Genomic DNA, 13,045 nt, shown 5'->3' with positions numbered 1-13,045 from the left:
GCTAGAAAAAGGGGATGGAATTTATGAATCTATCAGAAATTGAACACCTACTATTAAAAGATAAGTACTTGGATATAGCTTTCCAAAAATATTTATCGTTCAAAAATCACGAACTTTACGACGAAAGCTATAAAGCTGAGATTCTTTCTCGCTTGAACCATTTTTTTGCAGAGAATGAAGTCACTCCAACCACCATCGTAGACATCACAAAAAAACTCCAAAAAGAAAACCCTCAACAAGGAAGCTTTGTCCACTGGAGTAATCCACAAGATTTGGTCCGCTTTGCGGAAAGTCACCCGGAAGAAGTATCGGAGCTAATGAACCAGTTGCTGGATGACTCGATTCCTTTAGAAAAAAGCATAGAAGAGTTCCGTGAAAAGGGAAAAGCTTTCGATCCTAAACTTTCTCTAGGCGCGCCTCTTTTTGGATATATCCTGGCATCTTTTGATCTTGGGCAATATCCACTGTACAAGCAGGAAATCTTCAAAGATATCAAACAAACCTATGGGATAAACTTGAAATTTGGTTCAGTAGGGTTGAACTATGAAGCATATGTACATATTTGCAACACAACACTCAATTATCTGAAGCCCACCTATCAAAATCTCACCATTTTAGACATCCAAGACTTCTTTTATTGCAGTTCACAGTATGATCAAATAAGGGTGGAAAGCGCTGTTGAATACTTGTATGAAATAGCGACCGAACTACACCGATATAAGCAAAACGTGGATAGCTTTTTACAAGGCATCAGTGAAATGAATACGAAGCACTTAGAAGACATGCGGGAAATGTATCGTGACCACCAAAAGGTCAACCAAATAAAGTTTAAGGTCTTGGATACTATTCTTGAAGAAGGAACAGTGACTCTAAACGAATTTGAGCAGTTCAAACAAGAAGTTAATGCCCAGCATGAGACAAACATCTTGCAGGCTTGGACAAATTTCACCATTCTGTTTCAAGTCTATTACTTTGATAAAAAAGATAAAGTCCTGGAAGAACAGCGTAAAATTCATGAAGCCATTCGAAATATTGAGGAATACCAAGAAATTGAATTGGTTGAAGACCGAGTATTGAAAGGATTCAATTGGAACAATAACTTCGGAGGCAGCAGGTGCTGGCTTGCGGTTTATGAATCGAACCATGCCAGCCACCGGACAGCTCCTCAATTGTTTTTAGCGGTAGATGAGCATGGGGTTCAATACGGGTTGTACTATGGAGATCAGCATGTGAATAATGCGTCAAAAAATGAAGCCGTGGTGAAAGATGTACCTTCCTTTACCTATGAAGATCTTCACCACAAAATGGTCGAGGTGAAGTCGGAATTCCTGAATAATCAACCATCTTCCAGTGCAGAAGAACAATCTTTTAAAAAATCTCAGGATTTGCCTGTAGAGCAATGGAGTGAGCTGATTCAGAACGATGCAATTTTCAAAGAGAGTGACTTCAATTATCTTGGGAAAATGTATGAGTGGGAAGGCGAAGCTTCTGCCACCCGCCTGGCACATAATCTAGACAAACACCCTTCGGCTTTTAACACATCCGTCGCCTATCTTGCCAAAAGAATACTGGAGGCTATTGATATGAATCCTCCACTATCAGAGGAAGGTGAAGCAGAATACTGGCCCGTCCTATTTACTGGATATCGACAAGACGGCCAATTCATATGGAGTTTGAAACCGAATTTGAAAAGAGCGATGGAATTGACTGAAGAAAATTGGCTAGAAGAAGAAATTGATCCATATACAAAAGAAGACTTTTTAAAAGAAGTGTTTATGGAAAGAGAAAAATACACAAAAATTAAGAATCTATTAGCCTATAAAAAGAACTTGATTTTTCAAGGTCCTCCCGGAGTAGGGAAGACTTTTGTATCCAAACGACTGGCTTTTTCACTTATGGGAGAAAAAGATGAATCAAGAGTAGAAATGGTCCAGTTTCACCAAAGCTACGCTTATGACGATTTTGTCATGGGGTATCGACCGAAAGAAAATGGGTTTGATTTGGAATACGGGGTCTTCTATGACTTTTGCCAAAAGGCGTTAGAGGATCCAGGGAAAGATTATTATTTCATCATCGATGAAATCAACCGTGGAAACCTCTCCAAAATTTTTGGGGAATTATTTATGTTGATTGAGAGTGATAAACGTGATGAATATGTGACGATGGGATACTCGAAAGAGAAATTCACCGTCCCTGGCAACGTGCATTTAATCGGAACAATGAATACAGCTGACCGTTCCTTGGCCCAAATAGAAGTTGCTTTACGACGCCGTTTCGCTTTCGTAACCTTAAAGCCTGTTTTCAATGATAAGTGGGAAGCCACTTTAAAGCGCTCAGGAGTATCGGACGAGATGGTTTCACGGATAGAATCGGCTATTAAGAGAATTAATGATGAGATTATATCGGACTTTCAATTGGGAGAGGGGTATGCCATCGGGCACTCTTTCTTCACATCCAAACCGAATCATTTAGATGAAGAAACATGGTATGAAGGCGTCATCCAGTTTGAGATCATTCCTCTTTTAGAAGAGTATTATTTCGACCGGCCAGAAGTCGTCCAATTGTTGATTGAGGGGATTTAAATGGAACAGACGTTCAAAGTTCCAATTCGAAATCTATTTTGTCTTCTGAGCTATATTCATGAAATGCCGGAACTCACCAAAAGCATGAATGAAATAGATGAGGACCTGATCACCTACGACTTTATTGTTAAACAATTCCTGAAAGAAGTGGCTTTGCTTCACCGGCGAGGTCTGGTAAAAGATTATATAGAAGTGAAAGAAAGCACCAACAGGTTGAACGGAAGGCTCGTATTAAGTGAGTCCATGCCTTCGATTATGATGAGAAAACCATCAGTCGTTTGTGAGAAGGATGAGTATTCCGCAAATGTGCTGTTGAATCAAATAATGAAATCAACCCTTGGGTCGATTACGCAAAATAGATTTTTAAAAGAAGAAACGAGAAAGAAAAGTTTCTTGTTAATGGAATCTATACCTGAGGTTGATTCTCCTCCTTTAACAAAACGGTTATTTAAAGAAATTACGTACAGTCGCCAAACGTTTCATTACAAACGTATGATTCATATTGCGAAGATTCTCCACGACTTCACCTTGTTATCCCATAAGCAGGGTGGATGGAGTTTGTTCAATGCTGAGTTGGAAGACACTGATTTAAATCGTATTTTTGAGAAGTTTCTTTTTCAGTTTTATAAACAAGAACAGAAGACATATAAGGTATCTTCGGAGACGTTGAATTGGAACCTTCGAGGAAATCAAACATATCTACCATCCATGAGGACGGATGTATCTCTTACTCATAAGAAAGGAAATGAAAAGATCGTCATGGATGCGAAGTTCTATAAACATGTTTTTCAGAATTATCATGGCAATGATTCGTTCCATAGTCACAACATGTATCAATTATTCACTTATTTGATGCACCAGGATCAAGAAGTCAGCGTGAGGGGGATATTGGTTTATCCTTATAACGGGAAGCATGTAGATGAAGTATTTGAGTGGAGTGAACGGGTTTCGATGGAAGTGAACACGTTAGATTTAAGTGCTTCTTGGCACGATATTTATACACGCTTGATAGGTTGTTTGGAAGGTAAGTCCAATACTTATTCTAAGCATGGAAGTGAAGGTTTTTCTTGATGTTGATTAAAGAGGCACTTCAAGAGAGATACTAGCATATGAACCCGATTGCCGGGATCATATGCTTTTTTTTATGTCTTAATCTAGAAGGGGATATATTGATGAAAAGCGTCTTCTTGTATTATAAAAAAACGATAGAAATTAACAACCTATCATCACCCATTGACCGACTCGTATATCAGGACAAAGTACTTAATCAATACTGTGCTGAAAATCAGTGGAATGTTCTTAAAAGATTCACTGATCTCGGCTATCTAGGAACACCTTTTAAGAGACCGGAGCTTATACAAATGAAGAAAGTATTAGGGAACCCTAGGTACAAGCCAAGCACCTTGCTCTTTTACAACTCTTCTGCCGTTCAAAATGAATTGAATGTGAATAGTGATCTACTTCTGGATATCGTGGAACAGATTGGTGAAGTCCATTTTTATGAAGATAACAAGACGGTAAATTATGATAGATTACGCTTGGATATTTTAGGACCACGACACCTTAGTCTTTATTCATTTAAGAAAACTTTTAGCAATGCTTTTGATAAGAAGAGTATAAAGGCGAAAGAAAAATAGTTAATTACTAAGGTATGTTTTAAAAGCTGATGGATGAGTTCCGTCAGCTTTTATTAATAGAAATACAAATAAAGGAAATCCAACTTTAGTAGCGAAGTATTAATTTATAAAAAACAAAAATTTACAAAAGGTATGAAAAAGCGAGGAGAAATTATGGGAACTAAAAAGGATGAACTATTAAGTAAAGGAATATATGCCATAATTAATAAAACGCATAATCTAATATATGTGGGTGAAACTCAAAGGAACTTCTTATGTAGGTGGGTAGATCATTTATTTTCCATTCCCAACTATGCTGAAGACAAAGAAAGAATGCGTTTATATTTACATAAAGACACAAAATTTATTGTTCTAAAAACATTAGATGATTCAAATTATAAAACTGAAGATTTTTATAGTAATGAATACCAAGCCTATGAATTTTATAAGAAAAAGAATTGGGGCATTGTGTCAAAAAATTTCTATAGGCAGAACACTAATTACAAGGATAGGACTCTTGGTATTGACAAACAATTGGACCATTATAAAAAACGTATAAAAGGAATGGTGCACTTTCTTTCAACAGTTAATACAAAACACACAAATGGATCAATCATCTTAAGTAACTTATATACTCATTTAAATCGTGAATTTAATACGGATGTTAGAGAAAGAGGAGAAGGGAGTGTATTGCAACATTTAACTCAAGAAGAATTGGAATTTATACTCTTAGATTTGTATCCGCGCTTTCACGCGAAAAAGATTGCATGCTTAAGACAAGAATTAACAAACAACCAACCGAAACAAATGGAATTGTTTTAAGTGTTGTAGAATAATACATAAGACAAAAAAGATATACTAGATATAATAAAAAGCTGATGGATAACCTCCATCAGCTTTTCTCAATCTATATTATTTCTTATTCACAGAAGCATCATAAATACTGTCCACCGCACTCTTCAGCGCAGTATTGAACTCTTCATCCGACTGATTCGCATTCAAATCAGCAGCAAGCGCACGAGAGAAGCTTGCGATCAGACCATCGTTCTCTTTCAGTTTTTCGTTCGCTTCCTCACGGGAGTAACCGCCGGATAGAGCAACGACACGGACCACGCGAGGGTGATCGATCAATTCCTTGTAAAGGTTCGCTTTTGAAGGAATCGTCAGCTTCAGCATGACGTTTTGGTCATCAGACAGCTGGTCGAGATGCTTGTGGATTTCGTTTTTCAGCATTTCTTCGCATTGTTCTTTGTCTTCACTGTGAATGTTCACTTCTGGTTCAATGATCGGTACCAGACCTGCTTCGATGATCTTCTTACCGATTTCGAATTGTTGTTCGACGACAGCTTTGATGCCTTCTTCATTCGGCTCGTGGATGACAGAGCGCATTTTCGTGCCGAAGATGTTGCGTTCGTTGGCACGGCGAAGCGTTTCATCCAGGTCGTGGATCGGCTTCATCAGCTGGACGCCGTTTTCTTGTTCAGCGAGACCTTTGTCGACTTTAAGGAAAGGCACGACGCCTTTGCTTGCGAGGTAGTCCGCTGTGTACTGGCCTTCAATTTCGCGGTCCATCGTCTGTTCGAACAGGATGGCGCCTACAATTTGGTCGGCATTGAAGGATGGGGACGTGATGATTCGTGTCCGCATCTGGTGGACAAGGTCGAACATTTCGTCCTCTCCAGAATAGGAGTCTTCAGGAACGCCGTAAGCAGCTAAGGCTTTTGGTGTACTGCCTCCGCTTTGGTCGAGAGCAGCAATGAAACCATTTCCGGTCTTGATCTTTTCGAATTGTTGTTGATTCAAGTGGATCACTCCTTAATATTCATTCTCTAAACTCTTCCCATTCAATTCCCATTATTAACATGAAGAGGTGGGATTGTCCACTTAGACACTAATGGTCGCCGTACAAAATATCGTCCGCTTTGTTCTCGGCATCTTTTTCAGGATAACGCTCAAGCACCTCAAGCATCTTGTTCGTGAGGTTTTCAATTTCCTCCTGCCGGTAACCGAGCTCCTGCATCGCAATCGTCGTGTAAGCCAAAGAATCGTTTTTATCCATCTAAGATTCCTCCTTGTCTTGGAAAAATATAATCTTAGTGTGTGCGATTTTCTTCCGGTTACTACTTCTTTAAAAATTTTGTCTATCTTCGAAAGCTGACTGGAGCATGGGTGCGCAATCCGTGTTATACCTTCTTCTTTATAATTCGAAATCTTGATAAAATGGGATAGAATCGATGCAAAAGGAGCGTATCATAATGAAAAAACCACTCATCTACAGCTTAATCTTACTAGCAGCGGCTTCGCTCCCCCTTTATCAATGGTTTATGGATTCCAAACAACCACAATCGATCCAATCATCAACCTCAGCAAAAGATTGGCATGTAGATTACACACTGAATAAATATCCAGGAGAGGATTGGACACTCAATGAGCACGTGACCTACCACGGTGATAAGCAGGTACGATTTTTTGATGTCTCCGTCCATTTCAAGGAGCCCGTCGACATCACAGCGAGAACCACTCACGACCAACCCATCGAAGATAATCAAATGATCATACGTCTTGAAGGGCACCGCGTTTTTCATTCGGAAGGGATGGGAGCTGATGATTTGATGAAACTGTTGGATGAATCCTATACATTAGTGAAATGGACCGATGGGAAAGGGGAAAAGCACAGTGTGAAGGTACCTTTTCAAAAGCCATCCACGTGACTAATTAATTCTATATCTAACTATAGTAAAACACGCGCAAGCCATGCTTTGCGCGTGTTTTTTTATTCTCCGAACGCTTCCGGCAGCATCTTGAAGCCATCGATCTCCGCATCTTCTTCCACTTCAATCATGATGGCGCGCTTCCCTTTATAATTGACCTGCCGCACATGTTGGAGATCCTGCGGGCTGATCGATATGTTGGCGATTTTCGTATTGATCTTGATTGATTTCGATTTGTACTTCGGCACGATACTGCTCGCTTTCAGCTCATAGGAGTCCTCCAGGGTCACACGCTGGAACGCGGTTTTTATTTTTTCCCCTTCGACTTGCTCACCACTGTCGGTCAGCACGCGTTCGACGTCTTTGTAATCGAGCTTCGGTGGTTCATCGTCTTCGCTCTCCTCGACGACCCGGTTAATTTCTCCATACACGTTCGCAAGGGTGGAGGGGCTGAGCTGATCGCCGCACACATCCCGGATGACTTCCTCGAACACCGCTTTGTCCTCTTTCGCGGTCATGAATTCCTCTCCGTTCAACACTTCATCGATGAAGCGGTAATCCGGCTCGTTCGCTTTGCCGGCGGAATAGAGGATGTGGTTCACATCCGACGCACCGTCCGTGATGGTTGGGAACAGGAACCCGGTCATCGGATTTTTCAAATCGATGACGGGATCGACTTCAATCTTGTATTTGAATTCCTTCTCCACATAGTCGAACTGGATCTCCTTTTTCGGCTCCTGCGTCTGGTTGATGCTGCATAGGATGAACGGGTTCGCATACACGGCATCCCGGTCACTGATTTCCGATTCTTCACTCTGGCGCTTCATCGTCTTGTTGTATTCCGCGCGGATGAATGTGATGACGACATCCTTCTCATACGGATTTTCATGAATCATTTTTTCGGTCATTTCGAGCATCTGTTGTTTCCAGTCCTCGACGTCCGTACTGAGCAACCCTTTATGTAAAATCAGCTGCGAGTGATTCTCCGCATCCCGCTTGAACTTGAGCTCGAACAATTTTTCATCGAGCTGGCCGGTGAGCACTTTCTTGAAATTGTTCATGAACAATTCCTGCTGTTCGCGGTCGAGCATTTCGAACGGCTGGCTCTGGTGGTGATAAATGTCCGTTGATTCTTTCATGATATATACGTTGAAAATGTCGGTGATTTTCAAAAGGTCGTTGTCTACTTTCAGTTGCCGGCGGATCCCGGCGATGTCTTTTTTGTCCATGAATCTTCCACTCCCACATGGCTTATAGTGCTTCCATTTTAACACAGAGAGCGGGGGTGTAGGTTTGGAAAAGGACGTCTCAATATGGAGACGTCCTTTCTTACATTATTGTTGTGGACGGTTTGCTTTGCGAGCGCGTTTTGCTTCTTTCTGGTGAGCTTCGTTCGCAGCTGCAGCTCCGAACTCCTCAGCAAATTCAGCGTCTTGCTTCGGCTGGAATCCTTTTTGGTTCTTTTGATCAGCATCGTTCTTTTTGTTTCTCTTCGCCATGGGTCTTCCCTCCCTTCCGAGTTGTTATTATGAGTCAGTTTTGAAAAAATATACGACTTTGGAGAGGGAAAAATCATAAAAGAGGAATGCGATTTTTGCAGGAGGGTGAAGGTGTGGAAAATCCTTGTTCACAGAGTATAAAATCAAGAGCAACGGCTGTTTAAATCGTTACACCTGTTTGGGTTATGATGATTCCATTTTGACAAGGGGAGGTAGATTCTGGAGGAGTGAAATCAGAGGTAGAAACCGAGCGGGTGAAGAGATATAATAGGGAACGGTAAAAAAACGTCAGCCATAGGTGGAAGAAGAAGTCTCATCCGTGATTTCTCCTTTCATCTATTTTTATTTTTTATAGACATGAAAAAGGAGAGGAGACCGGCATGGATTTCTTCAATCTGATGGAAGAACAAACGGGCGTCCGCCTGAACGAAGTGCAGAAGCAGGCAGTCCAGCATACGGAAGGCCCGCTGCTTTTGCTGGCATCCCCGGGTTCAGGAAAGACGACGACGTTGAATTTGAAGATCGGTTACTTGTTATTAGAGAAAAAGGTGAGACCGGAGCGGATCATGGCGGTCACATTCAGTAAAGCCGCCGCACGGGATATGGCAGACCGTTTCGATCACTTCTTTTCCTCACTGACCGATGAAAAAGTGAACTTCTCGACGATTCACAGCTTCGCTTTCAAAGTCGTCCGGGAGTCGCTCAGAAAGAACGGTGAGGCTTTCCAATTGATCGAAGGGGATATCAATGAAGAAGAATTGAAAAAAGGGTTCGATGGACCGGATGTCCCCCTCCATAAAAAATTCATCCTGCGCAGGATCTATGAAGACACGAATGGCGTTCAGGCCTCTGATGACGACATGGACGAGCTGATGACCTATATCAGTTATGTGAAAAACCGGATGATAGGGGATAAGCAATTGGATAAGGTCAAATGCAGCGTCAAAAACGCGGCGGACATATACCGCTCCTACGAACGATTCAAGAAAACGCACAGTGATCAGGTGTTGCTCGATTTCGATGATATGCTTACGTACTGCCATCAAATTCTGTTGGAAGATGCCGAGCTTTTATCCAAATACCAGCGCCAGTTCGAATACATTCTGACCGATGAAAGCCAGGACAATTCCGTCGTCCAGCACGAAATAGTCGAGCTCTTGGCCAAACCGCAGAATAACATCTGCGTTGTCGCCGATGACGACCAGTCGATTTTCATGTGGAGAGGTTCTGACGTCACGAAGCTGCTTCAGTTCGAACAGATCTACCCGGAAGCGACGGTTCTAACAATGTCACAAAACTACCGGTCATCACAGCAAATCGTAAACACAGCGAACCGGTTTATTAAGCGCAACAAAAACCGGTATCCGAAAGAAATGTTCACTGAAAACGAGTCGCACCAGCCGATTGAAATTAAGACGTTGAAAAAGTATGACGATCAGCTGGACTATGTGACCGAAGCTATCCGAAACAGCAACGGGGAAGACATTGCTGTACTTTACCGGAATAATTCATCAGCCATTCCGCTCGCCGACCGGTTGGACAAAGAAGGCATCGATTTTTATATGAGAGACATCGACGCTAAGTTCTTCAAGCACTGGATCGTTGAAGATATCCTGAACTTCATGCGCTTTTCCTACAACGACCGGCGCATCGATGTCCTGGAACGGATCCATACGAAAATGAACGCCTACATCTCCAAACAGCAAATCGCTTATTTGAAAAGGAGAAACACGAACGACTCGGTCTTCGATACACTTCTGGAAAGCGAACTGCCTTCCTACCAGCAAAAAGCGATTCCGAAAGCGAAGAAACTTTTTCATGATTTGAACCAGATGAACCCTTACAAAGCGATTCGGACGATCAGGGAAAAGCTCGGCTACGACCATGCGATCGGGAAGATGGCGGATAAATTCGGTTTCAATTCCGAGCAGTTGTTTAGCGTATTAGATAACCTGGAGCAGATTGCAGGGGGGTTAGGCTCTCTAAAGGATTTCGCTTACCGCTTGAAAGAGTTAGAGCAATTGGTCCATACGTCGAAATTCAATAAAAACAAAAGCTCACTTACTTTGACTACATTCCACAGTGCTAAAGGTTTGGAGTATGACAAGGTGTATATGATCGATCTCATTAATGGCGTGGTTCCGTCTAAAGACGATATGGACCGTTACAGGAAGAGTGAGACGGACTTGATGGAGGAAGCTGTGCGGTTGTTTTATGTAGGGATGACACGTGCGAGGACGGATCTCGAGCTTCTATCGTACCAATATAAAGGAAATGAACGTGTGACGGAATCGATGTTTGTTGGGAATGTGAAGAAAATCGTGCAACCAGTGGCTAAGAAACCTTCTTCTAGAAAAGGTAACGGACCAGTTCCTGACTTGAATGATGAAAGTCTTCTTAAGTATGAAGATATTGAGTTGGGGAGAGAGGTTGTTCATCGGAAGTTTGGGAAGGGTGTTATTTCGGAGTATGGTGGAGATCAGATAGGGATTCAGTTTGAGGAGGTTGGATATAAGGAGTTGTTGTTGGAGGTTTGTTTGAATAATGGTTTGTTAACAAGTAAGTCGTAAGTAATAACTTACGACTTATTTTTTGTTTTAAGAAAAGCTTGTATGTATACAACTTTTAAAAGTAAGCGACATAAGTGGAGAGTGTCGCCTCTTAATGATACTTAAGAGCTAGAATTTATTTAGAGGTGAGTAATTGTATTGGATCATTAATAGGAATATAATGTAAATAGAAGAGTTTATTATATATTTGGTCTATTTTCATATCATCTAGAACAATATAAGAATCTTTTTTACTATTGAATTAACAAAGATGGGGGTTCTTTGATAGAATGGTCAACAATGACTATTAGTTAAGTAACCGGTAACTTTATAGAACTTTAGCTTTTTTATACATATACTTCCGGAAAAGGGGTGCATATGATGCATAAGAATGATTTTGTATATTATTTGGATCAGTACAATGTCCTGTCTCCAAATCATTCAAAAATATATGATGAATACACGAATGACGAAAAAACAGTAAATTATAATTTTACAATCGAAACTCAAGTAGAGAAATACTTATTGAAAGTATTAGAAGAGAAGCCTAGAAGTATCATATTGACCGGTAATGCTGGAGACGGTAAAACTAGATTATGTAGGACAGTTTATAACTTTTTTGAAGAAACACCACTTGCGTCATGGCCTGAAAATGGCTTGATAACAATAAAATTTTCTGAGGGAACCTTAACATTTGTAAAAGATTTATCTGAATTAAGAGATAGCGTCATAGAAGAAATACTTAACAACCTTCAACAGCAAATACATACTAATTACGCAGATAAAAACTACTATTTAATAGCTGCTAACGAAGGGAAACTAAATAAGTTTCTTGCTCAGAGAAGTACTTTGGCAGATTTATATAACGAAGTGAAAAGTAGGTTTGATGATTATAAAAATAACGATGAACGTCTAGATGTAATTAACCTTCTTGATGTAACTTCTTCTGAATATGTACGTAAAGTTTTGGATGATTGGAATAAACAAGAGAATTGGCGTAGCTGTGATACATGCCCGATGAAAGAGAAGTGTATCATTTATCATAACCATAAAAAGACGGCTGATTCGAATATTAAAGATCAAATTGGAATGCAGTACCGAACGTTAGACTTTCTTGATGAACATATCACAATGAGAGAAATGTTAATTCATGTAGCGTATACGATAACAGGCGGGTATGTATGTGAAGATATATTTACAGAAGATATTCAAAAAATTGATAAACAAAGGTTAAGTGCTTATTATGATAATTTTTATGGAGCGCATGCACCAAAAGACGCTTTTGACGAAATGAGAGCACTTAAAGTATTAAGGATATTGGATCCTGGTAAATACTCACATTCAGTTATAGATGATTTCATAGTTAATGGAGACATAAGCGGAAGTGAATCTTTAGAAGAAAATCATAGGAATTTGTTTAATAATCAATTAGATATGAAGTTCAATTATTTTGTTAACCAACTTCACACTTATAGATATCATGATGACATTGATAATAAAAAATTTATGGAGGAATGGATAGCAAAACTAAGAAGAAAAACTTTCTTTGAATTGAAAACTAATGAGCATTTTGATGTGAATGAATTGCTAGCTTTTGAATATTTGCCTCAATATGTTGAAGCTTTTGAAAATCAGGAAGTATCTAGCAGTTTAAAAGGTCATTTAATTTCAGGACTGAATAGAACTTTTTCTAAGAAATTAATTAAGACTTCCGGCCAGAAAGATTTGCTTGCCACAAGTGAGAACGCCTTGGTTAGCGGGGAATTTAAAAAGAGAAATATAGATATAAGAATTGAACAAACTAGAGGAGACATAGACCATCTTTCTTCCAAGTTAGTATTAACAGTAGAGCCAGGAGATTTAGACATCAAGTTAGATATCAATTTGCTTGTATTTGAGTACCTTATGAGAATAGCAGGTGGAGGGACTCATAATATACTAAGACAAGAAGTAGAAATCTTGCTTGATACATTTAAGAATGAATTGATCAATGCCAGTGAACCCGAAGAAGATGAATTAGAAATTCTTAGATTAGATAGGGAAGCAGGACTTTATATTGTAGACACAATCGGATTTGAATAGGGGTGA

11 protein-coding genes are annotated in these 13,045 nt (G+C 40.1%); 7 read left to right on the top strand and 4 right to left on the bottom strand.

Annotated elements, in window-relative coordinates; translation table 11 throughout:
* Positions 1-23: 23 nt before the first annotated feature.
* The 4 genes from LCL89_RS09655 (at position 24) to LCL89_RS09640 (ending at position 5,020) form a co-directional block, all read left to right on the top strand.
* Positions 24-2,582 (top strand): AAA family ATPase, encoded by a 2,559-nt coding sequence (locus tag LCL89_RS09655; protein ID WP_224809920.1) that lies wholly within the window; start codon positions 24-26, stop codon positions 2,580-2,582.
* The gene (locus LCL89_RS09650) at positions 2,583-3,653 is read left to right on the top strand and encodes an McrC family protein (protein ID WP_224809919.1); all 1,071 of its coding nucleotides are present in this window, start codon (positions 2,583-2,585) and stop codon (positions 3,651-3,653) included.
* Positions 3,654-3,754: 101 nt separating this feature from the next.
* Positions 3,755-4,219 (top strand): recombinase family protein, encoded by a 465-nt coding sequence (locus tag LCL89_RS09645; protein WP_224809918.1) that lies wholly within the window; start codon positions 3,755-3,757, stop codon positions 4,217-4,219.
* Positions 4,220-4,351: 132 nt separating this feature from the next.
* Complete coding sequence (locus LCL89_RS09640; protein ID WP_224809917.1) at positions 4,352-5,020, top strand: GIY-YIG nuclease family protein; 669 nt, start codon at positions 4,352-4,354, stop codon at positions 5,018-5,020.
* Between the two features lie 90 nt (positions 5,021-5,110).
* Here LCL89_RS09640 and LCL89_RS09635 read toward each other — a convergent pair whose 3' ends face one another.
* Entirely contained in the window at positions 5,111-6,001 is an 891-nt protein-coding gene (locus LCL89_RS09635; RefSeq protein WP_224809916.1) for a fructose bisphosphate aldolase, read from the bottom strand.
* A gap of 88 nt (positions 6,002-6,089) precedes the next feature.
* Positions 6,090-6,257: a hypothetical protein gene (locus tag LCL89_RS09630; RefSeq protein ID WP_224809915.1), complete on the bottom strand. Its 168-nt coding sequence runs from the start codon at positions 6,255-6,257 to the stop codon at positions 6,090-6,092.
* A 196-nt stretch (positions 6,258-6,453) separates the two neighbouring features.
* Between LCL89_RS09630 and LCL89_RS09625 the strand changes: the two genes are divergently transcribed.
* Positions 6,454-6,909, top strand: coding sequence for a hypothetical protein (locus tag LCL89_RS09625; protein WP_224809914.1), 456 nt, complete (start codon positions 6,454-6,456; stop codon positions 6,907-6,909).
* Positions 6,910-6,971: 62 nt separating this feature from the next.
* On the opposite strand, the gene LCL89_RS09620 is transcribed toward LCL89_RS09625, so the two are convergent.
* Both LCL89_RS09620 and LCL89_RS09615 read right to left on the bottom strand, forming a co-directional pair.
* Positions 6,972-8,138, bottom strand: a complete 1,167-nt coding sequence (locus LCL89_RS09620; RefSeq protein WP_224809913.1) for a DUF4317 domain-containing protein — start codon at positions 8,136-8,138, stop codon at positions 6,972-6,974.
* 105 nt (positions 8,139-8,243) lie between these two features.
* The gene (locus LCL89_RS09615; RefSeq protein ID WP_197318015.1) at positions 8,244-8,408 is read right to left on the bottom strand and encodes a hypothetical protein; all 165 of its coding nucleotides are present in this window, start codon (positions 8,406-8,408) and stop codon (positions 8,244-8,246) included.
* 380 nt (positions 8,409-8,788) lie between these two features.
* Here LCL89_RS09615 and LCL89_RS09610 point away from each other — a divergent pair, with 380 nt between their 5' ends.
* Together LCL89_RS09610 and LCL89_RS09605 are read left to right on the top strand one after the other, a co-directional pair.
* Positions 8,789-10,978 carry an ATP-dependent helicase gene (locus tag LCL89_RS09610; protein ID WP_224809912.1) on the top strand — a complete coding sequence of 730 codons (2,190 nt, stop codon included), beginning with the start codon at positions 8,789-8,791 and terminating at the stop codon, positions 10,976-10,978.
* Positions 10,979-11,338: 360 nt separating this feature from the next.
* Positions 11,339-13,039: a hypothetical protein gene (locus tag LCL89_RS09605; protein ID WP_224809911.1), complete on the top strand. Its 1,701-nt coding sequence runs from the start codon at positions 11,339-11,341 to the stop codon at positions 13,037-13,039.
* The last annotated feature ends 6 nt before the right edge of the window (positions 13,040-13,045 follow it).

The organism is Halobacillus yeomjeoni (assembly GCF_020171525.1).
GTDB lineage: Bacteria > Bacillota > Bacilli > Bacillales > Halobacillaceae > Halobacillus > Halobacillus yeomjeoni.
The sequence above is the reverse complement of the archived record's forward strand: the minus strand, read 5'-3'. Positions and strand labels throughout refer to the sequence as shown.